General features: G+C 64.8%; 22 protein-coding genes. 11 read left to right on the forward strand and 11 right to left on the reverse strand.

Annotated elements, in window-relative coordinates; all coding sequences use genetic code 11:
• Window positions 1-11 precede the first annotated feature (11 nt).
• Complete coding sequence (locus MSTE_RS24625) at window positions 12-974, reverse strand: alpha-ketoacid dehydrogenase subunit beta (RefSeq protein ID WP_162291738.1); 963 nt, start codon at window positions 972-974, stop codon at window positions 12-14.
• 11 nt (window positions 975-985) lie between these two features.
• Window positions 986-2,065, reverse strand: a complete 1,080-nt coding sequence (pdhA, locus tag MSTE_RS24630; RefSeq protein WP_096506369.1) for a pyruvate dehydrogenase (acetyl-transferring) E1 component subunit alpha — start codon at window positions 2,063-2,065, stop codon at window positions 986-988.
• Between the two features lie 163 nt (window positions 2,066-2,228).
• On the opposite strand from pdhA, the gene MSTE_RS24635 reads away from it, so the two are divergent.
• Window positions 2,229-2,702, forward strand: coding sequence for an Lrp/AsnC family transcriptional regulator (locus MSTE_RS24635; RefSeq protein WP_030097660.1), 474 nt, complete (start codon window positions 2,229-2,231; stop codon window positions 2,700-2,702).
• Between the two features lie 4 nt (window positions 2,703-2,706).
• On the opposite strand, the gene ggh is transcribed toward MSTE_RS24635, so the two are convergent.
• The gene (ggh, locus tag MSTE_RS24640) at window positions 2,707-4,047 is read right to left on the reverse strand and encodes a glucosylglycerate hydrolase (RefSeq protein WP_096505176.1); all 1,341 of its coding nucleotides are present in this window, start codon (window positions 4,045-4,047) and stop codon (window positions 2,707-2,709) included.
• Window positions 4,048-4,167: 120 nt separating this feature from the next.
• On the opposite strand from ggh, the gene MSTE_RS24645 reads away from it, so the two are divergent.
• Entirely contained in the window at window positions 4,168-4,833 is a 666-nt protein-coding gene (locus MSTE_RS24645; protein WP_096505178.1) for an SDR family oxidoreductase, read from the forward strand.
• Here the strand turns inward: MSTE_RS24645 and leuS are convergent.
• A complete protein-coding gene (gene leuS / locus MSTE_RS24650; RefSeq protein ID WP_096505180.1) occupies window positions 4,830-7,688 on the reverse strand; it encodes a leucine--tRNA ligase in 2,859 nt (952 codons plus the stop codon). The genes MSTE_RS24645 and leuS overlap by 4 nt on opposite strands.
• 248 nt (window positions 7,689-7,936) lie before the next feature.
• Here leuS and MSTE_RS24660 point away from each other — a divergent pair, with 248 nt between their 5' ends.
• The 4 genes from MSTE_RS24660 to MSTE_RS24675 all read left to right on the forward strand — a co-directional run bounded on the left by MSTE_RS24660 (window position 7,937) and on the right by MSTE_RS24675 (window position 11,701).
• Window positions 7,937-8,929, forward strand: a complete 993-nt coding sequence (locus MSTE_RS24660; protein WP_096505182.1) for an LpqN/LpqT family lipoprotein — start codon at window positions 7,937-7,939, stop codon at window positions 8,927-8,929.
• A 30-nt stretch (window positions 8,930-8,959) separates the two neighbouring features.
• Window positions 8,960-9,325 (forward strand): hypothetical protein, encoded by a 366-nt coding sequence (locus MSTE_RS24665; protein ID WP_096505184.1) that lies wholly within the window; start codon window positions 8,960-8,962, stop codon window positions 9,323-9,325.
• Window positions 9,326-9,451: 126 nt separating this feature from the next.
• On the forward strand, window positions 9,452-10,828 hold the full coding sequence (locus tag MSTE_RS24670; RefSeq protein WP_096505186.1) for a hypothetical protein: 1,377 nt from the start codon (window positions 9,452-9,454) through the stop codon (window positions 10,826-10,828).
• A gap of 36 nt (window positions 10,829-10,864) precedes the next feature.
• Window positions 10,865-11,701: a DUF4393 domain-containing protein gene (locus tag MSTE_RS24675; protein WP_096505188.1), complete on the forward strand. Its 837-nt coding sequence runs from the start codon at window positions 10,865-10,867 to the stop codon at window positions 11,699-11,701.
• Between the two features lie 2 nt (window positions 11,702-11,703).
• Here MSTE_RS24675 and MSTE_RS24680 read toward each other — a convergent pair whose 3' ends face one another.
• A complete protein-coding gene (locus MSTE_RS24680; protein WP_096505190.1) occupies window positions 11,704-12,330 on the reverse strand; it encodes a YqgE/AlgH family protein in 627 nt (208 codons plus the stop codon).
• Window positions 12,331-12,457: 127 nt separating this feature from the next.
• On the opposite strand from MSTE_RS24680, the gene MSTE_RS24685 reads away from it, so the two are divergent.
• From MSTE_RS24685 to MSTE_RS25925, 4 genes are read left to right on the forward strand one after another with little or no spacing between them, the layout of a single operon-like run.
• Window positions 12,458-13,774, forward strand: a complete 1,317-nt coding sequence (locus tag MSTE_RS24685) for an MFS transporter (protein WP_096505192.1) — start codon at window positions 12,458-12,460, stop codon at window positions 13,772-13,774.
• Entirely contained in the window at window positions 13,758-14,537 is a 780-nt protein-coding gene (locus MSTE_RS24690; protein ID WP_096505194.1) for a TIGR03084 family metal-binding protein, read from the forward strand. The genes MSTE_RS24685 and MSTE_RS24690 overlap by 17 nt, the downstream gene beginning before the upstream one ends.
• A complete protein-coding gene (locus tag MSTE_RS25920; RefSeq protein ID WP_408645838.1) occupies window positions 14,534-15,253 on the forward strand; it encodes a hypothetical protein in 720 nt (239 codons plus the stop codon). The genes MSTE_RS24690 and MSTE_RS25920 overlap by 4 nt, the downstream gene beginning before the upstream one ends.
• Window positions 15,184-15,732 carry a phthiocerol/phthiodiolone dimycocerosyl transferase family protein gene (locus MSTE_RS25925; RefSeq protein WP_408645839.1) on the forward strand — a complete coding sequence of 183 codons (549 nt, stop codon included), beginning with the start codon at window positions 15,184-15,186 and terminating at the stop codon, window positions 15,730-15,732. Before MSTE_RS25920 ends, MSTE_RS25925 begins: the two co-directional genes overlap by 70 nt.
• On the opposite strand, the gene MSTE_RS24700 is transcribed toward MSTE_RS25925, so the two are convergent.
• From MSTE_RS24700 to MSTE_RS24720, 5 genes are all read right to left on the reverse strand, one after another.
• Window positions 15,700-16,248 (reverse strand): pullulanase, encoded by a 549-nt coding sequence (locus MSTE_RS24700; protein ID WP_096505196.1) that lies wholly within the window; start codon window positions 16,246-16,248, stop codon window positions 15,700-15,702. The two genes, MSTE_RS25925 and MSTE_RS24700, sit on opposite strands and share 33 nt — an antisense overlap.
• Window positions 16,249-16,434: 186 nt before the next feature.
• Window positions 16,435-16,725, reverse strand: a complete 291-nt coding sequence (locus MSTE_RS24705; RefSeq protein WP_096505198.1) for a hypothetical protein — start codon at window positions 16,723-16,725, stop codon at window positions 16,435-16,437.
• Window positions 16,726-16,765: 40 nt separating this feature from the next.
• The gene (locus MSTE_RS24710) at window positions 16,766-17,146 is read right to left on the reverse strand and encodes a hypothetical protein (protein ID WP_096505200.1); all 381 of its coding nucleotides are present in this window, start codon (window positions 17,144-17,146) and stop codon (window positions 16,766-16,768) included.
• Window positions 17,147-17,173: 27 nt separating this feature from the next.
• Window positions 17,174-17,422, reverse strand: a complete 249-nt coding sequence (locus MSTE_RS24715; protein ID WP_157997750.1) for a hypothetical protein — start codon at window positions 17,420-17,422, stop codon at window positions 17,174-17,176.
• A 110-nt stretch (window positions 17,423-17,532) separates the two neighbouring features.
• The gene (locus MSTE_RS24720; protein ID WP_096505204.1) at window positions 17,533-18,525 is read right to left on the reverse strand and encodes a WXG100 family type VII secretion target; all 993 of its coding nucleotides are present in this window, start codon (window positions 18,523-18,525) and stop codon (window positions 17,533-17,535) included.
• Window positions 18,526-18,700: 175 nt separating this feature from the next.
• On the opposite strand from MSTE_RS24720, the gene MSTE_RS24725 reads away from it, so the two are divergent.
• Complete coding sequence (locus tag MSTE_RS24725) at window positions 18,701-19,447, forward strand: sulfite exporter TauE/SafE family protein (RefSeq protein ID WP_162291739.1); 747 nt, start codon at window positions 18,701-18,703, stop codon at window positions 19,445-19,447.
• A gap of 6 nt (window positions 19,448-19,453) precedes the next feature.
• Here MSTE_RS24725 and MSTE_RS24730 read toward each other — a convergent pair whose 3' ends face one another.
• Window positions 19,454-20,890 carry a CCA tRNA nucleotidyltransferase gene (locus tag MSTE_RS24730; RefSeq protein ID WP_096505208.1) on the reverse strand — a complete coding sequence of 479 codons (1,437 nt, stop codon included), beginning with the start codon at window positions 20,888-20,890 and terminating at the stop codon, window positions 19,454-19,456.
• Window positions 20,891-20,932: the final 42 nt, after the last annotated feature.

The following is a 20,932-nucleotide window of genomic DNA, read 5'->3' on the forward strand; positions in this document are numbered from 1 at the left end:
TCGCACCTCTCCTATACGGCGATAGCGCGGTCGACGGCGTCCATCACCCGCTCCGCATCGGGCAGGAAGTGGTGCTCCACCTTGTTGGCGGGGTACGGGAGAGCGAAACCACCGACCCGTAGCACCGGCGCCTCCAAGTGGTAGAAGCACCGCTCGGTAATGCGTGCCGCGATCTCGGCGCCCAATCCCATGAACACCGATGCTTCGTGGACCACCACCAGTCGGCCCGTCTTGCGGACCGAGGTCTCCAGAGTCTCGAAGTCGACCGGCGAAAGGGAGCGCAGATCGACAACCTCGATCGACATCCCCTCGGCCGCGGCCATTTCCGCCGCGGCCGTGGCGACGGCGACCATCGGGCCATATGCGGCCACCGTGGCCGCAGTACCGGGCCGGACGATGCGGGCGGACGATAGTGGGAGTAGGTCTTGTGATTCGGTGTTGACCTCACCCTTCTCCCAGTAGCGCCGCTTGGGCTCGAAGAAGATGACCGGGTCGTCGCACGCCACGGACTGGCGGATCATGTCGTAGGCATCTTGGGGTGATCCACACGCCACCACCCGTAGGCCCGCGGTGTGGGCGAAGTAGGCCTCCGGTGATTCCGAATGGTGTTCCACCGCACCGATTCCGCCGCCGAACGGGATGCGGATGGTCAGCGGCATGCCCACCGCACCCTTGGTGCGGTAGTGCAGCTTGGCCACCTGACTGACGATCTGATCGAAAGCCGGGTACACGAAGCCGTCGAATTGGATCTCGCACACCGGGCGATATCCACGCATGGCCAAACCCACCGCGGTGCCGATGATTCCGGATTCGGCGAGCGGCGTGTCGATGACTCGATGGTCGCCGAAGTCTTTCTGCAGCCCGTCGGTGACCCGGAAGACCCCGCCGAGCTTGCCGACGTCCTCCCCCATGACGATCACCTTGTCGTCGTCTTCCAGGGCCGCACGCAGACCCGCGTTCAGGGCGCCGGACATGGTCATTCTGGTCATGATGCGATCCCTTCATCCTCAAAGCCCGCAAGATATTCCAAATAGTCGCGCCGTTCCGCGGCGACAAGCGAATGCGGTTCTGCGTATACGTGGTTGAACATGTCGGCGGCGGTCGGCTCGATGGTGCCGAGACATCCCGCGCGCATTTCGGCGGCCACGGCATCGGCCTTGGCCGCGATGCGCTGCTTCTCCGAATCTGTCAGGACGCCCAGTCTTTCCAAATACTTCTCCACCCGCGACAGCGGGTCTTTGGCACGCCATTCGTCAAGCTCGGCGGAGTTGCGGTACTTGGTCGGATCATCGGAGGTGGTGTGCGGCCCCATCCGGTAGGTGACCGCTTCGACGAGGGTGGGCCCGCTACCCTCGCGCGCGCGCCGCAGCGCCGCGCGGGTCACCGCCATCACCGCGAGCACGTCGTTGCCATCCACCTGGATTCCCGGCACACCGAATCCTGTGCCACGCGCGGCCAGTGGCAGATGACTCTGCACCCGCACCGGCTCGCTGATGGCCCACTGGTTGTTCTGACAGAAGAAGACCACGGGCGCACCGAAACTCGACGCGAAGGCGAAAGCCTCCGACACGTCGCCCTGACTGGTCGCGCCATCGCCGAAGTACGCGATGACCGCGGCATCGGCGCCGTCGAACTTGACACCCATCGCGTATCCGGTGGCGTGCAGCGACTGCGCTCCGACGATGATCGCCGGTGTGGTGACATTGTGGTCGCGAGGATTCCAGCCCGACTGCGTTGAACCGCGCCAGAATTGGAGCATGGCAGTGGGTTCGATACCGCGACAGTAGGCGACACCGTGCTCACGAAAACTCGTGAAGGCGAAGTCATCGTGTGCCAGCGCACGCGCGGAGCCGACCTGAGCGGCCTCCTGACCCAGCAGCGGTGCCCAGAGCGCGAGCTCACCCTGACGCTGCAGCGCTGTGGCCTCGGTGTCGATGCGGCGAACCACGACCATGTCCTCGTAGAGCGCGACCAGCTGCTGGTCGTCGATATCCGCGACCAGCGGCGCGTACGCCGGATCCTCGACCCGGTTGCCCTCCGGATCCAGGAGCTGGATGGTTTCCATACCCGCCTCGCTAACCATCTGATGCACTGTCCATGCCTGACCGTCACCCCAGAGGTGTGTCTTGCTTCACAGTGCATCAGATAGTCATACTGCGCAACCGATGCGTGTCGCATTGTGCATAGTGCCCAGCTCTTGTGGTCAATTCTGTGCGATACTGCGCTCTATGACCACTCTGGACGCCACTGATGCGAAGTTGTTACTCGCGCTCACGCAAACACCCCGAGCGTCCGGCGTGGAGCTGGCGCAGCGACTGAATCTGTCCCGCAACACCGTGCAGGCCCGGCTGACCCGCTGGGACCAGCACGAGGCGCTGGCCGGTATCGACCACCAGATCGTGCCGCGCGCGATGGGCTATCCCATGACGGCTTACGTCACCGCACGCATCGACCAGCATCAGCTCAAGGGGATAGGCGTGGCGCTGGCCGACGTGCCGGAGGTGGTGCAGGTGCACGGGCTGGCGGGCGCCGACGATCTGATGATCAAGGTGGTGGCCGTCGACAGCGACGACCTATACCGAATCGCCGGGAACATCCTCGATATCCCCGGCATCACGCGCACGTCGATCGCGATTGCCATGCACGAGTTGGTGGCATTCCGGATGACGCCACTGCTGCGGCGCCTCGCCGGACAAGACTGAGCGCTCAGCCCAGCCAGTCCAGAACCGCTGCGGCCGTCCAGGATTGCTGCATGCTGCCCAGCGGCGCCCCGGTAAACGGTTCGTAGTACTCCGCGAAGGAACCGTCACCCGCCTGCCGCAAGCCCTCCTGCCGGAGCAGGAACGCACGTTCACTCCATCCACGCCTCTCGAACGCCCAACAGAACAGCCAGGTGAGCACCGGCCAAACCGGACCCCGCCAATACTCGCGCGGACGAAAGTCCCGGGACACCGGCGACGTCGACGGCACCAGTGCGTACCGCAGATCGGGGTGGCCGCAGAAGCGTGGTCCTTCCAACAGCCGCAGCAGCGCCAACTCCTGCGGACGCGGCAGCCCCCCGGACAGCAGCGGTGCGAACATGGCCACCGTGTCGGTCGCCACCCACTTGCCGGTCTTAACGTCGAAATCCCTTGCCGCACCGCTACGTTCTTCGGTGGTGTCGATTACCCCGGCGCAGAACCGCTCGGCCCAGCCGTGCAGTTCACGCACATCGGCTCGCGGGCGCGCATGCTCCTCACCGATGGTGGCCAGCACCTCACAGGCCACCGCGAAGATCGCCGATACGAACACGTCCTCCATGACGAAGCTCATGACGTCCGGCAGCCGGGCATCGTCGTAGCCCACCGACTTCATCTCTTCCAGCAGCCACAGATAGACGTCGTACTCGGAGTCCTTGGGGCGCTGCGAGGCGTCGGTGATGATCGCGGTGTCCTCCCGCACATACGGCGGCAGCTCTCCGGGAACAACATTGGCGTACGCGCCGTCCCAGCGCGGCGAGTTGTCCATCCCCGATTCCCAGCCGTGATACAGGGTGATGCGGCCGTGCTGGTTCTGATCGCGAGTCTCGGCAAGCCACCGATGCCACCGCATGAGGTCTGCCCAGCGCCTGTCCAGGAACGCCTCCGCGATGCCGCGCGCACTCCGGCCACGGCGGCGCGCGTGATCCAGGATGCGTTGCACCGCTATGGCATGCACCGGCGGCTGGGTAATGCCCGATGTCTGGTAGTTCGACGGCGCGTTCACCGCCAGTTCCGAGGTGCGCCAGCGCGCGGGTCCCGGAAAGTATCCGTCGACCCCGTTGGCGAAGACGATGTGCGGGATCATCCCGTTGGCCCATTGCGCGGAAAGCAGGGTGTCCAATTCGGTGACGGCGCGTTCGACGCTCAGCGGCGCCAGGCCGACCGCCACGAATGCCGCGTCCCAGCTCCACATATGGGGGTACAACTTGGGGGCGGCACTGGTCATCGTCCCCCTGTCATTTCCCCTCAGCAGGTATGCCGCACGTGCGGCCAACTGCGTGGGGGTGAACATCGGGTGGGACGGCATCCGTCCATTGTGCGGCGTACCCGCCCATTCCCTCTCGCCGAAAGCCGACTTTTGGTGTGAAAGTGCGAGTAGACGCCGCCAAAAGTCCACATTCGACGGAAGGCGGCTAGCCTGGCGCGCATGCCCCTCGCTCTCATCACCGGCGCAAGCGGCGGTCTCGGTGCTGCCATCGCACGTGCCCTGGCCCCCACCCATGCACTCCTGCTGGGAGGCCGCCCGTCCACGCGACTGGACGCACTGGCCGACGAATTGCAGGCCACAGCATGGCCGGTAGACCTGGGCGACGAGAGCGCACTGCTGGCGGCCACCGCCGGCATCGACGAACTCGACGTACTGGTGCACAACGCCGGGGTGTCCTATCCGGCGACGATCGCCGATTCGCAGTTGGCGGACTGGCGTAAAACCTTTGACGTCAATGTCTTAGCCCCGGTGGCACTGACCAAGGCCCTGCTTCCCGCCCTGCGCGCGGCACAGGGCGACGTGGTGTTCGTCAATTCCGGAGCGGGAATCAACGCACACCCGGGCATCGGCTCCTACTCTGCGAGCAAGTTCGCATTACGCGGCGTCGCCGATGTGCTGCGGGCCGAGGAGCCACGGCTGCGGGTGACCTCGGTGCATCCCGGCCGGATCAGCACCCCGATGCAGCAGGAACTCACCGAACATGAAGGGCGCGTATACAACCCGGATGAGTACATGCGCCCCGAGTCCGTCGCGCAGCTGATCGTCGATGCCGTGAAGCTGCCACGCGACGCTCGTGTGCACCAGATCGTGGTGCGCCAGAACTAAACGACCAGATTCACCATGCGCCCGGGGACCACGATGACCTTCTTCGGGGTAACGCCCGCCAGGAACTCCAGCACCTTCTCCTCGGCAAGGGCCGCCGCCTCGATATCGGCCGCCGGTGCATCGGCAGCCACCGTGATCCGGCCGCGCACCTTGCCGTTGACCTGAATCGGGTACTCGACGGTATCGGCCACCAGCCACCGCTCATCGAATCCCGGGAAGGGGCCGTGAGCCAGGGTCTCATCGCGTCCGAGCTGGCTCCACAGCTCTTCGGCCAGGTGCGGCGCCAGCGGCGCCAGCAGCAGCACCAGCGGTTCCACCGCGGCACGCGGGGCACCCTCCGGATACTCCTTGGTGAGGTGGTTGGTGTACTCGATCAACTTGGCTGCCGCGGTGTTATTACGCAGGGCCGCATAATCTTCGGAGACTCCGGCGATCGTCTTGTGCAACGCCCGCAGGGTGTCCTCGCTCGTCAGGTCGTCCTCGGTAACCCGGATCTTGCCGGTCTCCTCGTCGACCACCACGCGCCACACCCGCTGCAGGAATCGGTGCGCGCCAACGACATCCTTTGTCGCCCAGGGCCGCGACAACTCCAGCGGGCCCATCGACATCTCGTATACCCGCAGAGTGTCCGCACCGTAGTTGTCACAGATGTCATCCGGCGAGATCGAGTTCTTGAGGCTCTTTCCGATCTTGCCGAACTCCTGCTTAACCTCGACTTTCCCGTCGGGACCGGGCCAGAAGAACGTTCCGTTCTCCTCGACCACCTCGGCGGCGGGCACGTACATGCCGCGCGCATCCGTGTAGGCGTACGACTGGATGTAGCCCTGGTTGAGTAGCCGCCGGTACGGCTCGCGGGAGCTGACATGTCCGAGGTCGTAGAGGACCTTGTGCCAGAACCTCGAGTACAGCAGATGCAGCACGGCGTGCTCCATGCCGCCGACATACAAGTCGACGCCTCCGGGATCATCCGGGCCGTGCTCAGCCGGGCGTGGACCCAGCCAGTAGGCCTCGTTCTCCTTGTCGCAGAACGCGTCCGCGTTATCGGGGTCGGCGTAGCGCAGCTCGTACCACGAACTGCCCGCCCACTGCGGCATCACGTTGGTGTCCCGTGTGTACCGCTTGAGCCCGTCGCCCAGATCCAGCTCGACGTTCACCCAATCGGTAGCCTTCGACAGCGGCGGCGACGGCACGCTCGATGCGTCGTCGGGATCGAAGGACACCGGTGCGTAGTCCTCGACCTCCGGCAGCTCGACGGGCAGCGCGCCCTCACCCAGCGCACGGGGTCGCCCGTCTTCGCCGTAGACGATCGGGAAAGGTTCGCCCCAATAGCGCTGGCGTGCGAAAAGCCAATCGCGCAGCTTGTACTCGATGCGCGATTCGCCGCGGCCGTCCTGCACCAGCCGGCGCGTCACCTCCGCCTTGGCAGCGGCGATATCCAGCCCATTCAGGTAATCGGAGTTCACCAGCGGACCGTCGCCCGTGTATGCGGACTCGGTAATATCGCCACCGGAAATGACTTGCTGCACAGGCAAACCGAACGCATGCGCGAAGTCCCAGTCACGCTGGTCGTGGCCGGGCACCGCCATGATGGCCCCGGTGCCGTAACCGAACAGCACGTAGTCGGCAATGAAGACCGGCACCGGCTTACCGCTCACCGGGTTGGTGGCGTACGCCCCGGTGAATACGCCCGTCTTTTCTTTGTTCTCTTGACGTTCCAGGTCGCTCTTGGCGGCGATGGAGCGGCGATACTGCTCGATCGCCGCGCGCGGCGAATCCTGCCCGCCGGTCCAGCGCGCGTCTGTTCCCTCCGGCCAGGTGTCACCGGCCAGGCTGTCCACCAGTGGGTGCTCAGGGGCCAACACCATGTAGGTGGCACCGAAGAGCGTGTCGGGCCGGGTGGTGAACACCTCGATATCACCCACACCGGCGACGGCGAACAACACCGACGCACCCTGCGATCGACCGATCCAGTTGCGCTGCATGGTCTTGACCTTGTCGGGCCAGTCCAGGAATTCGAGGTCGTCGATCAGCCTGTCCGAATACGCGGTGATCCGCATCATCCACTGCCGCAACCGCTTACGGAAGACCGGGAAGTTGCCGCGTTCGCTGCGGCCGTCCGAGGTGACCTCCTCGTTGGCCAACACGGTACCCAATCCTGGGCACCAGTTGACCACCGAATCGGATTGGTACACCAGGCGATACGAGTCGATCAGGTCGGCGCGCTCGCCATCGCTCAGCTCGCTCCACACCGTGCCGTCGGCCGGCGTACGTGCGCCGGAATCGAACTCGGCCACCAGCTCATCGATCCGGCGGGCACGCTGGGCCTCGACGTCGTACCAGGCGTTATAGATCTGCAGGAAAATCCACTGTGTCCACTTGTAGAAGTCGACATCGGTGGTCGAAAAGCTGCGGCGCGAGTCGTGGCCCAATCCGAGCCGCCCAAGCTGACGCTTGTAGTTGACGATGTTGGCCTCGGTACGGACCCGCGGGTGGGTGCCGGTCTGTACCGCGTACTGCTCTGCGGGCAGACCGAACGCGTCGAACCCGAGCGCGTGCAGCACGTTGGCGCCGCGCATCCGGTGGAAGCGGGCGTATACGTCCGTCGCGATGTAGCCCAGCGGATGCCCGACGTGCAGCCCGTCGCCCGAGGGGTACGGAAACATGTCCTGCACAAACATCTTGTCGGCGGGAATCGGCGTGCCATCGGTCGGCGCGAGTGAGCCCACGGGGTTCGGGACGTGGAACGTGCCGCGGTCGGCCCAGCTCTGTTGCCAACGACGCTCGATCTGCCCGGCGAGCTGCGCCGTGTAGCGATGCTCGGGGGTATCGGCGGCGTCTTGCTGGGCTTCAGTCACGCATCAAGGGTAAATGCGGCAGCTCAGCGAACAGAAATCGCCGGTTTGGCGACGAGAGTTAATCACTCTGGTCACAATCCGGCCACTTCCGGGGGTGTCCGGGGTGCTTTCTCAGCTGCGCTTATTAACTTCGGGACCGCTACAACCGAGAGCCCACCTGTCGACATCGTGGTCGGCGTGCCCGCGCTCACGGTTGTCGTCCACAACTCACACACCACGCATTCGACAGAGCCGGAAGGACAGAGAAGGTGACGACCACACGGTATTCAGTCAGGTTCGCGGCGGCCACGGCGTCCGTCGCGGCACTGCTCGCCGGGACCACCGCCATCGCGCTGGCGGACCCGCAGCCGGCGCCTCCAGCACCGGTCGCCACTCCGAACGCGGCCACGTCGGCTCCCGTCGCACCGGCGGCGGTCCCCGCCGCCCCCAACGCAGCCGCCGCCCCCAACGCAGCCGCCGCGCCGGCGACCGCACCCACGGCGTCGACGAACCCGCTCCAGCCCGCCCCGCCGATCAACGGCGTCGCGCCCGCCGCCGATGGCACGCTGACGGAGTTCTTCGCTTCCAAGAACGTCAAGCTGGAACCGCTGACCAAGAACAGCCACGGAGCACCGCGTGTCAGCATCCCGATACCGGCGAACTGGGCGAACGTGCCGGATCCCAACGTTCCCAACGCGTACCAGGTGATCGTGAGCAAGGCCAACGGCACCGGGCTGTACCAGTCCAACGCACAGGTCACGATGAGCAAGCTCGTCGGTGAGTTCGACACCAACGAGGCCGTCTCACACGGCCCCGTCGAGGTCAAGGCACTGCAGGGCTGGCAGCCGACCGACGCCTCGCTGGTCACCTACCAGGGCTTCCCGTCCTCGGTCGTGGAAGGCACCTTCCGCCAAGACGGTGAAACCCTCAACACCTCGCGCCGCGCCGTGATCATCACGCAGGGCAAGGACCGTTACCTGGTTCAGCTGGCCGTCACCACGACCGTCGGCAACGCCATCGCCGAGGCTCCCGCCACCGACCTGATCGTCAACGGTCTGCGCTTCGGTGAGGGCACCCCCGTCACCGCGCCGGTGGCCGACCCCAACGCGCTCGCCGATCCGGATGCGCTGCCCGCAGCGCCCGTAACCCCTGCTCCGGGCACCGACCCCAACGCGCCGGCTGCGCCGGCGCCGGGAATCCCGGGTCTGCCACCGCTGCCCACTCTGCCTGCGCCGGTACCGCCGGCACCGCCCGCGGCGTAAGCGGGCTCGCATCCCGCTTAAACTGAGCGGGTGCTGATCGCCGCCATCGTGACCATTGCCCTCGCCGGGCTGTTGGGTGCGCTGTCGGCGACGGCGTTTCTGCGGGCGCCGCACGGCAGCCCTCAACGCATGCTTGCACCTGCGCAGGCGGCGGCCGCGCTGATTCTCGCGGCGGGCGCGCTCGCGGCCTTATTCGGTTCCACCGCAATCGGTTTGGTGGGATTGATGGTGTGCGGCGCTGCCGCCATCGTGACAGTGGGTGCGGCGGCCTGGCAGGTGGCCCGCTACACCACCGCCGCACAACAGATGTCGTCCTCGGGCGGCGGATGCGGCAGTTCGTGCGGCGGATGCCCCAGTGCCGGACGTGCCGAATCATCGGTGTGCGCTCGGCCCTGACGTGTCCAATCTTTAGACACCTCGGCGCTACCTCATCTGAATGTGATCCGTATTCGCCCATGTCGACCCATTTTTTGGTGTTATGTTCCCGGGCACTCGTAGACAGGCGTGGTCAGAAAGGGAGCCGTGAAAGACACCAAGCAGATGGTGAAGTTCATCCTCGTTGGTGTTCTCACGCTCGCCTCGGGCATCGCCGCATACATCTATCGCGACGATCAACTGATCGTGGACCTGCTCACGGTGCCCTTGTTCACCGGCATCATCGGCTACATCACCAACTGGACCGGTGTGCTGATGCTGTTCGCACCCTTGCGTTTCTACGGCTGGCGCATCCCCGGGCTGCGCACTCTCTACGCGTTCCTGCCCCGCCGCGTACAGGTAATCCCCGCCATCACCTCCGACGGCCGATTCGGATGGCAGGGCATCGTGCCATCACGCGCGGAGAAGATGGCCAGCATCGCCGTCGACAAGAGCCTTGCCAAGCTCGGTAGCATCTCGGATTTCTACGAGCAGCTCGAACCGGACCTCATTGCCAATCACCTTGCACTGATTGCCAAATCAGAGATTCGCAGCGTCATCACCAAAATCATGGAGCGCGAGGACCCGCAGCTGTGGCACAACCTGCCGCCCGCCTTGCGGGAGATGATGTTCAAGCGCATCGAGAATCAGCTGCCGCAGATCGTCAAGAACATGACCGATCAAATCGGCGAGAACATCGGGCAACTCGTCGACGCCAAGCTGATGATCATCCGGTACCTCACCGCTCATCCCAAGCTGCTCAACGACATCTTCCGGACCATGGGGCACAAGGAACTGCAGTTCATGCAGAACTTCGGCTTCTACTTCGGCTATCCCATGGGCTTCGTACTCGTCGCCATCCTGCACTCGGTTCCGCACCACTGGTGGACTCCATGGATCGTGCTGCCGCTCGGCGGCATCATCATCGGGTACATCGTCAATTACCTCGGCATCACCATGATTTTCGAACCAGTCCATCCCAACAAGTGGGTGCCGTGGCGCCAGGGGCTGTTCATCAAGCGCAAGTCGGAGATCTCCGAGGAGTACGCGCGCACCATCTCTGAGAACGTCATCACCCTGGAAAACATCGGCAACGAGATGCTCAACGGGCCACGGTCGGACCGCACCAGACAAATGCTGGCCGATGGCATCCGGCCGGCACTGGAGCAAGCACTCGGACCCGCGCGGCGGGCCATTCGGGTAGCCGTTGGCCGGCGCCAATACGACCAGATCACCGAATCGGTCACGATCGAGGCAACCGGCTTTGCGCCGCTTGCGTTTTCCGATCCCGAGTTCAACAAGCAACGCCAAGGCAAGATCGGCGCCTTCGTCTCGACCCAGATGCACAAGCTCTCACTCGACGATTTCAACGAGTTGCTGCGCTCGGCGGTCAAGCAGGACGAGTGGTTGCTGTTCGTACACGGCGCGGTCCTTGGTGCAGCCGGAGGCCTGGCGCACCTGCTGATCTTCCCGCCGGCGGGGTGACACGTGCCCCGAATCGACCTGACAAGATGATGCCCGATGACCGATAACACGCCCGTTCCCGCGCACAACAATCGTGAGCTCCGGCCCGATCGCGTGGTCCAAGGGGTCGCGATGCTGGCCGCGAAAACCTGGTGGCGCGGGGTGAAGTGGTCGGCCGATATCGCTACCACCACCGGCACCAAGATCATCGACGATGTCCGGGCCGGCCGCTCGGCCACCGACATAGCCCTGTCGGCAACCGAGCATGTGCTGGGCGCCGTGCGCGACGCGCTGCAGCTGCCGACCAACGATTCCTCGGGGCTCACCCTCGCCAAACCGCAACGGCCCGCCCCGTCGCGGGTCACCATCGACATCACCGAGTCCGGCTCCGCCGACTGCGATGAACTACGCCGGCGCGGTGCCGAATTGCTGCGGCGTTCAGCCGATGTCACCGACGTAGAAGACACCCATCCTGCCTACGCCCGGATCATCAATCAGCTGGCACCCGATGAAGCGCGCATCCTGCGGTTCCTGGCCGCGCACGGCGCGCAACCGGTAGTTGACGTCCGCACCAGCCGCCCGTTCGACGTCGGCTCGGCGATGATCGCCGAGGGTCTCTCGATGGTCGCCGAACGCTCCGGCTGCCGCTACACCGATCGCAACAATGCCTACACCAACAATCTGGTACGGCTCGGCCTGGTCCGGGCGTCTCCGGAATCAGTTGCTGCCGAGCGCTATCAGGTGTTGGAGGTGCAGCCGGACGTGGTAGCGGCGTGCCGCCGCGCGGGCCGCGCACACAAGACTGTTCGCCGCAGCATTCACCTGACGCCGTTCGGTGAGGACTTCTGCCGAGCGGTCATCCCATCCGATCCGTCGGTGGGTGACGACCTGTAGGTCTAATTGCGGCTTACGTCGATGGGGTGCGTCGCCAACAGCGACAACGGCAGCGGCTGACGGCGCAGCACCTTCGCCCACAGATCACCACTCGCGTCGGTGAGCACATCGGACGGCAGCGCGGACAACACGATCCAGTCGTCGCGCTCGACCTCCCCCTCGAGCTGGCCGATCGTCCACCCCGAATAGCCTGCGAAGACCCGGATGCCCTCCACCAGCGGGGCGATGTCGTCGGGCTCAGCATCCAGATCGACCATGGCCATGCGGCCCGCCACGTGACGCAGACCCTTCACCCCGTCGATGCTGACACCGGCCCGCAGCATCGCCAGGCACAGGGCCGCATCGCGTTTGACCGGACCGCCGATGAACATTGTCTTCGGCTTGCCGGCGAGCTTGGCCCACTGCGGCAGCACGTTGTACACGGCGGTCTCGCTGGGACGGTTCAGCACCACACCCAAGGTGCCGCCGTCATTGTGCTCGACGATGAAGATCACACTGCGCCGAAACGTCGGCTCAAACAGATTCGTGTTGGCGACCAGCAAGGTGCCCGCCCGCAGACGGTGTGCGGGCGGCGCCATGTAGCCCTCGCCATATGCCTCGCCCTCGTCGGGCTCGTCCCCGTGCGCCACCTCAACATCATGACATCGTTTGCCGTTTCATGACTTGTGCTCGACCAACCGCTACACATTTGTAGTGTGGGCGTAAGCGCTCCGCCTAATTCCCGTAGCCCGATCCAGATATACGAAAGCGACTCACATGACTGCGCGCCACTCGCCGCTGAGCCTGTGGCACGCAATCCACGATCTCCCCGACTTCGGGCGGCTGGTCTGGGTGCGGCTGCTGACCCAGTTCAGCGACGGCCTCTTCCAGGCCGGGCTGGCCGGAGCGTTGCTGTTCAATCCGGAGCGTGAGGCCGAGCCGTGGGCCATCGCGGGCGCGTTCGCGGTGCTGTTCCTGCCGTACTCGGCAATCGGTCCCTTCGCGGGTGCGCTGCTGGACCGCTGGGACCGGCGCACGGTGTTGATCTGCGCCAACTTGATCCGCGTACTGCTGGTGGCCCTCGTCGGTATCGAGCTAGCCTTCAGCGCAGACGATGTCGTGCTGCTGCTCGGTGCGCTGATCGTCAACGGGGTCACCCGGTTCGTGACATCGGGTCTCTCGGCCGCCCTCCCCCATGTGGTGCCCCGCGACCAGGTCGCGACCATGAACTCGGTGGCGACCGCGGTGGGCGCCACGGCCACCTTCGTCGGCGCCAACTTCATGCTGATGCTGCGGGCCGCCTTCGGGGCGGGGGACTTGGGTTCTGCCACAGTCATATTCCTGGTGATCGTGCCGACCGTCGCCGCAGCATGGGTGGCCACCGGCTTTCCGGGCGACCGATTGGGTCCCGACGACAGCGTGCGCGCCGTGCACGGCTCGGCCTTCTATGCGGTCGCGACCGGCTGGCTACACGGTGCCCGCACCATTGTCGGCACGCCCTCGGTGTTCGACGCGCTTATCGGTCTGGCCGCCCATCGCATGGTTTTCGGCATCAATACCTTGCTGGTCCTGGTGCTGGTGCGCAACAACGCATCACTGTTCGCGGGCATCGGTGCCGCGGCACTGTTCCTGGCGTGCACCGGCATCGGCTCATTCCTGGGGACGGTATCCACCCCTGCCCTGCTCCGGCGCTTCGGGCGCGGCCGCACCCTCGGAATGGCGCTCGGCGGCGCTGTCGTGCTGCAGCTGATCGCCTCGAGTCTGTACGTGCCGATCGTGCTGGTTGCCGCGTTCGGACTCGGGATGGCCGGGCAGGTGATCAAGTTGTGCGCCGACGTCGGCATGCAGACCGATGTCGATGACGCCCTGCGGGGGCACGTCTTCGCCGTACAGGACTCACTCTTCTGGGTCACCTTCACCGGCGCGATGAGCGTGGCCGCGGCCTTCATCACGCAGTCGCACTGGCTGGCCTTCTCCGGGGCAGTGATCTACTTGATCGGCCTGATCGTGCACATGACCCGGACCCTTTGGCCCAGCCCGGCCGAATCCAGCCAACCCGACCCGGAAGGACACGCCCGTGACCTCGACCGCTGACGCTGTCATCGATGACCTGCGCGACGAGAGCGATGGACTAGACACCCTGGTAGCTCCCCTGTCCACTGAGGGCTGGGCCCGCGACACCCCCGCCGCCGGCTGGACCATCGCCCATCAGATCGCCCATCTGCATTGGACCGACGCGCAGTCCCTGCTGGCGGTCACCGATCCCGAGGGCTTCGCCAACGAACTGCCCAAGGCCATGGCCGATCCGTTCGGGTTCGTGGACAAGGCCGCCGAGGAGACCGCCCAGACTCCCCCGGACGAGCTGCTGGCCCACTGGCGCGATACGCGTAACCAACTGCATGCGGCGCTGCGCGCGGTGCCCGACGGCGTGAAGATCCCCTGGTACGGGCCTCCCATGAGCTCCGCTTCGATGGGCACCGCACGCCTGATGGAGACGTGGGCCCATGCCCTTGACGTCGCGGACGCGCTCGGCGTGGTCCCCACGCCCACCGCCCGCCTGAAATCGATTGCACACCTGGGTGTTCGGACCCGTGACTACGCGTACTCCGTGCACTCGCTGGCTGCCCCCGCCGAGCCGTTCCGCGTCGAGCTGACCGGACCCGACGGCGATACCTGGACGTGGGGCCCCGACGAAGCCTCCCAGCGTGTCACCGGATCGGCACTGCACTTCTGCTACCTGGTGACCCAACGGCGTCCGCGCGCCGAGCTGGATCTGCAGGCCACCGGCGAGGACGCGGAGAAATGGCTGTCCATCGCACAGGCCTTCGCCGGCCCGCCCGGCACCGGCCGGGGGTGAACACCGGGGCCACCATTCGCCCGCTGTATCCCTCGGAAGCGATGTTCGCGGGCAACCGCAGCACCGTGGCGTACTCGGCGTTCGGCACCGGCACTCTCAAAATTGACGCTCTGACAACAGCTTTCCGCGCGCTGTTGGCGAGCTACCCGATGCTGTCCGCGCAGATCGTACCTGCTGGGCACGGGTACGTGCTTCGATACGCCCCCCCTCCGCCCGCACTGCAGATCGGTGCATCCACCGCCCTTCCCCGGGCAGGGTTCACCATCGCCGACCCCGACACGGTCTGCGCCATCGACGTGGCACAGACCGGCACCGACTTTCGATTGACGCTGCTGGCCCATCACAGCATCGCCGACGCGGTTGCCTCGCTGCGCTATCTGGAAGTGTTGTGCGCGTACTACACCCGCGCGGTCGAGACGGGGTCGGCCGGGGCCATCCGCTCGTATCCACTCGCCCTGTCGCTGGAGCAGTTCCTTGCCACGCGCGGATACGTCCTACCCGAGGTCGGCGAGCCCCCGGCGCCGCGAGCAGAAACGACGGTCGACCCTACGGTCGTGGTTCGGCACGGGCGCACTCGGCTCGGGCGCGAGCAGACCACGGGTTGTTCGACGCGGCCCGCGCGGCCGACCTCACCGTGCACGGAGTCGTGTGCGCCGCGATTGTGCTGGCCGCTCATGCGCTTTCACGGTCGCAGGGCCCGGTCACGTTTGGCCTGACATCGTCGGTGGAGCTGCGCACACGGACGGACGTACCCATCGACGCGGCGCAAGGGACGGTGATCCAGGGTGCCGATACCGCGATTCTGACTGTCGTACCCGATGATGACCCGCTGCGCCTGGCTCGTGCCGTCCTGGATTCTCTGGCCGGTGGCCTTGCGGATCACACTGTGCACCAGGTATTTCTGCGCCGGCCACAGCTGCAGCACCAGTCGCTCGAGAATCCACTCATGGTCACGAACTGGGGTCGGATACCGACGCTGCCTCTGCCGGAGGGACTGCGCACACACGACTTCCGCGCCACCGTCCGCGGCCGGCGCATCGGGTTACGGGCCACGACACTTCCACCGAGCTTCTTCGTCACCACCTGTGACGAACGGCTCAGCATCGATCATCCCGCCTGGGTCGCCGACGAGTCTGACCCCACCATCGGCTGGACAGAGGCGCTAGGGCGCGCCTTCGACCGCATTCTCCGCTGACGGACGCGGTGGTCCGAGTGGCCGGGCGACATCGGCAATCCCGTCACCGTCCGCATCGGTGAGTTCGACATCCCAGTGGCCGTCACCGGTGGTGTCCGCATACACGGAAGTGCCTGAATCGGTTGCCCGGAAGGCTCTTTCAGCATCTCCGTCGTTGTCCGCGTCGACTAGCTGCTCGGGCTTCCCGTCCCCATCGATATCTGCTGCGCCGCCGGCGTGTTCAACCCCGTCAAGACCGAACCAGCTGATAGATCCGCTCCGTTCCACGTGAAACGCCCACGTGCCCAAGCCATCATCGGTGAAGTAGGTCTCCGGCCTGCCGTCGTTGTCCACGTCAAGGACGCTGTGGTCCGCCGAGCCATCACCGTCCGAATCCCACATCACGTCGTCGAACAACCCGTCGCCGTCGAAATCCAGACGCACCGCGTCCATGACTCCATCTCCGTCAAGATCGGCGTTGGGTGGTGCATCCCACGCGGTGACGCTCCCGTCTCCGATACCAAAGCAGTAATCCATACCCGATACGAGGCCGCGACGGCTCCGCGCGTTCCGCCTTCTTGGGGCATGTGGATAACCGCGGAGGCAGAAACTGCGCTGATTTCGGTTCACATAGTTAGGAGGGGAACCACAGCGATTCGGTTCCATACGCGATTCAAACCCTGTAACCCGACCGAACCCAAGACGACATCCCTGCTCGTGCACTCACAGGCTGCCCAACTGCCACCCAGCGATCATTAGCAAGGTGCTCAATACCAACAGCACCGCGATCATCCACCACTGGCGGACACGCGCCTTGCGGTCTGCCCATATCCAAATGGCGAGAATCGCCACCACTATCCCTAGAGCGACTCCTGCCGCCTTCATCGCAACATACACAGACGCCATGGACATGGCCGCGGCAACAAGACTGTACAGAAGCACAGCCTGCATAAGCAGATATCGCAGGATGTCTTGCAGCAGTACCAGAATCCACCGCCGCGGCGGTTCGTCCACACGACGGTTCGAGTCCATCGGAACTAGGTCGTCGCAACCATTACTCAGCGTGCACTGACCACACGCCCAGTTTCCATCCCACTGCCATCATCGCGACATCGATGACGCCCAGCAGCACAGCAAGTAGCCATTGCTGCCTCACCGTCAACTTCTTCCGCAGCGCAAATACGATGGCTACCAACGTGCCGATACCGAGCGCAACGCCCCCAATCTTCATCCAGGTCTGCCCGGAAATCAGACACATCACCACCACGATGCAACTCGCAAAAAGGACTATCTCCACGAACAGTTGGCGGATGAAGCCTTCAGATAACGCAAGCAACCCCCAGCCCGCGGCACGCGCCACATCACGGCGCGATGGTTCAGACACCTCGTGCTTTTGTTCCACCACGTTGTCTCTCAGGCCGTCCTCGTCGGTCATAGCAACTCTTCCTCTTCCTGGGCCTGGTCAGATCGCACCCGGCGGTGGCTGGCACGCCGGATCGCTGCTCACCGAGCCCTGAGCCGCTGCCGCATTCTCGGCGACCATTTTGTTGATGTGGCTTACAAGCAATCCCGAGTTGGGGGACACCCCGCTGAACAACCGAGACCACGTTTCCTGCCCGCTCGCCACCAGAGTCGCGGCCGACCGCATGTCCGAACCAAGTTCACCCTCGATCGACTTGGACTGCAATTGCTGAAGAACCTCGGCCGGCACCTGATTCTGCGACCTGAAAGCTTGGAGCTGACTTTCGGCTTCTCCGACCGCAGTTCGGACGCTAGCCAGCGCAGCCGCAATACGTGCGCTGTGATCGACGACCGGCATTGTTATCCGCCTGCCGTGGGTGCTGGGGGAAGCGACTCGCTCGTGAACACGAGATACGAAGCCTTGATGAAGTCCACGATCGACTTCAATAGATTCATAAAGACCATCAAGACCTTTCTCGCAGAGTTGAGCGTGGTGATCGCTTCTTTCACCGTCTTAATTGCCTTCCATTGCCCCCACAATGGAATCGCCGCATTACTCCATGCCGCTGAGACAAGACTGATCACGGTCTTGACGATGTCGATGGTCACTTGCGCGAATGACACGGCCTGCTCGACTGCGTCTTTAAGATAGTTTCCCATCTGCTCCAGGGCCGACTTTTGACCACCGATTGACCCGTTCCAGCGCTGGAAGTAGGCCGACTGCGCGGTCGCAGCATTCCCGGTCCACGTCTTCGTGATGGCGGTTTGGCCTCGCTCTAGATTCTGGCGGACGGTCTCGGCGCAGCTGGCCAGATGCTGCCATGCCGAAACCTGGGTCGCGGCCTTACTCACGTCTCCAGCGATAAAACTGGTGAGTGACTGTCGGATATCAGGCCCGCCCACCTTAATAATCACGTCGCAGATCGTGTCGAAAAGCATCCCCAAGGACACCTCCGGCAACTGCTGACCGTTAGAAGTAGGCGGCATGAGATGGGATGCACCGGTCGTAACATCCTCGAATCCACTCGCCACACCGTCATCGGTAACCGCCAGGGAACCATCGGCTTTCGCGATTTCGGAAGCGAAGTTGTGGTCTCGCTGATGGTAGTCGTCCGCCGCATACTCCAGCGCCAGACCCGACTTGCGCAGGCGTTCACCGTCGGTGTCCAGGGTGGTCTGCACCTTCGGAAGAAGTTCCCGGTACTCGCCTGTAATCAGCTCCAGAATCTTGCCGAAATTGGCGTCATTGAGGTACTTCTCCGCATAGTCGTTGCCCGCGTACATGTCTGCACCTGCGCGGCTCACCTGCTTCGACCATCCTCGGAGGTCTGAAACCTCCACCGATACCACCACTTTTGTCTCCCCTTCTAAGCGTTATTGCCCGTCGGTGAAGTACGAGTCCGTCAACGGCTGTTTGGTTCCGTCTCTGGGAAACATTCTTCGCGGGTAGTTGAATCTGCAACCACTCTCCCTCCGGCGCTCACGCGACTGGATAATCTCTGACCTCGTGGATGCCCCAACACTCACGCTGCTTCTCAGTGCAGCGGCCGCCGCGGGCTGGGTCGATGCGGTGGTGGGTGGTGGCGGGCTCGTCCTCATCCCCGTGCTGCTGCTCGTCTTTCCCGGGATGACTCCCGCGACGGCGCTGGGAACCAACAAACTCGCCGCGCTGGCCGGCACGTCCTCGGCCGCCGTCCGGCTCTTCCCGCGCACCCCGTTGAACTGGCGCGCTCTCCTGGGAGCATTCGTGCTCGCCGCGGCCTGTTCCAGCGCCGGCGCCTACACCGCCTCGCGGCTACCGGTGTCGGTCTTCAAACCCGTGGTGCTCGTGCTGCTGGTGGCCGTCGGAGTGTTCGTCGCGACCCGTCCACAGTTCGGCACCGCGACGGCGGGCACCGCGCGCACCAAGGCCACCACGGTCGCCGCGCTCGCGGTCGCGGCCATCCTGATCGCGTTCTACGACGGAATCATGGGCCCGGGCACCGGGACGTTCATGATCATCACCCTGACCGCCGTCGCGGGAATGACGTTCCTGGAAAGCTCGGCCACCGCCAAAGTGCTCAACTCGGGAACCAATGTCGGTGCTCTCATCGTCTTCGCGTCGCAGGGCCACGTGCTGTGGCTACTGGGCCTGTCGCTCGGTGTCGCGAACATCGCGGGCGCTCAGCTCGGCGCATATATGGCGCTCGGACGCGGCGCGGGATTTGTCCGCGTGGTGCTGCTGGTGGTCGTCGTGGTAATGGTGGGCAAGCTCGGCTACGACATGATCGGCTGAGCGCGCTCAGGCACGGCTCGCCCACCATTCGCGCAGCGCCTCAACCGCCTCGTCGTGATCGAGCGGTCCCCGCTCCAGCCGTAGCTCTTTCAGGAACCGCCACGCCTGCCCGATGATCGGCCCGGCCGGAACGCCCAACAGCTCCATGATCTCGTTGCCGTCGAGGTCGGGCCGCACCCGCGCCAGATCCTCCTTGGCGGTCAGTTCGGCGATGCGCTCCTCAAGCCCGTCATAGTTCGCCTGCAGCCGGGCCGCTCGCCGCTTGTTCCGCGTGGTGCAGTCCGCGCGCACCAGCTTGTGCAGCAGCGGCAACATCGGGCCGGCATCGGTGACATACCGGCGCACCGCCGAATCGGTCCACTTGCCATCCCCATAGCCGTGGAACCGTAAATGCAGATACACCAGCTGCGACACGTCGTCGACCATCTGCTTGGAGTACTTGAGGGCACGCATCCGCTTGCGCACCATCTTGGCCCCGACAACCTCATGGTGGTGAAAGCTCACCCCGCCGCCGTCCTCATGCCGACGGGTGGCCGGCTTGCCGATGTCGTGCAGCAGCGCCGCCCACCTCAACACCAGATCGGGGCCGTCATCCTCGAGGTCGATCGCCTGCTCCAACACCGTCAACGAGTGCCGGTAGACGTCCTTGTGCTGGTGATGCTCATCGATGGTCAGCTGCATCTCACCGACCTCGGGCAGCACGACCGCGCCAAGACCGCTCTCCACCAGCAGATCGATTCCGGCGACCGGATTGGCGCCCACGATCATCTTGTCCAGCTCCACCTGCACCCGCTCAGCGGTGATCCGACCCAACTGGCCGGCCATCGCATCCAGCGCCTTCAACACCCGGGGCGCCACCGTGAAACCCAGCTGAGATACGAAGCGGGCGGCGCGCAGCATGCGCAACGGATCGTCACCGAAAGAGATCTCCGGAGCAGACGGGGTGTCCAGCACCCCGGCACGCAGGGCCTCCAGTCCGTTCAGCGGATCGCAGAACTCTCCCGGCCCGTCCGGCCCGATTTTCACCGCCATCGCGTTGACGGTGAAATCCCTGCGCACCAGATCACCCTCGAGGCTGTCGCCGAACACCACTTCGGGGTTGCGCGACTGCTGGTCATAGCTATCGCTGCGGTATGTGGTGATTTCCACCCGCTGCCCCTTGCGCACCACACCGAGGGTGCCGAAGGCGATACCGGCGTCCCAGGTGGCCTCGGCCCAGCCGGCCACCAATTCCTGCACCTGCTCAGGACGGGCATCGGTGGTGAAGTCCAGATCAGTGCCCAACTTGCCCAACAGGGCGTCGCGGACGGTACCGCCCACCAGATACAGGTCAAAACCTGCCGAATCGAAGAGTGCACCCAACTCCGACAGCATCTTCTTGTGCCGGTTCAGGGTCACTGCGGCGGTGGCCAGCAGCTCGGCGGACGGTATCGATTCGGGCACGTCGGGCAGCCTACCGGCGCGTATCGCGGGGGCTCTCAGTAG

Source organism: [Mycobacterium] stephanolepidis, from assembly GCF_002356335.1.
Classification (GTDB): domain Bacteria; phylum Actinomycetota; class Actinomycetes; order Mycobacteriales; family Mycobacteriaceae; genus Mycobacterium; species Mycobacterium stephanolepidis.

What these genes read in the sequence shown, in the direction of transcription:
- MSTE_RS24625 (WP_162291738.1), bottom strand. Translation starts at nt 974, where the DNA reads ATGTCCGGCGCCCTGAACGCGGGTCTGCGTGCGGCCCTGGAAGACGAC.
- MSTE_RS24635 (WP_030097660.1), top strand. Translation starts at nt 2,229, where the DNA reads ATGACCACTCTGGACGCCACTGATGCGAAGTTGTTACTCGCGCTCACG.
- MSTE_RS24645 (WP_096505178.1), top strand. Translation starts at nt 4,168, where the DNA reads ATGCCCCTCGCTCTCATCACCGGCGCAAGCGGCGGTCTCGGTGCTGCC.
- MSTE_RS24700 (WP_096505196.1), bottom strand. Translation starts at nt 16,248, where the DNA reads ATGGATTACTGCTTTGGTATCGGAGACGGGAGCGTCACCGCGTGGGAT.
- MSTE_RS24675 (WP_096505188.1), top strand. Translation starts at nt 10,865, where the DNA reads ATGACCGATAACACGCCCGTTCCCGCGCACAACAATCGTGAGCTCCGG.
- MSTE_RS24685 (WP_096505192.1), top strand. Translation starts at nt 12,458, where the DNA reads ATGACTGCGCGCCACTCGCCGCTGAGCCTGTGGCACGCAATCCACGAT.
- pdhA (WP_096506369.1), bottom strand. Translation starts at nt 2,065, where the DNA reads ATGGAAACCATCCAGCTCCTGGATCCGGAGGGCAACCGGGTCGAGGAT.
- ggh (WP_096505176.1), bottom strand. Translation starts at nt 4,047, where the DNA reads ATGCCGTCCCACCCGATGTTCACCCCCACGCAGTTGGCCGCACGTGCG.
- MSTE_RS24710 (WP_096505200.1), bottom strand. Translation starts at nt 17,146, where the DNA reads ATGACCGACGAGGACGGCCTGAGAGACAACGTGGTGGAACAAAAGCAC.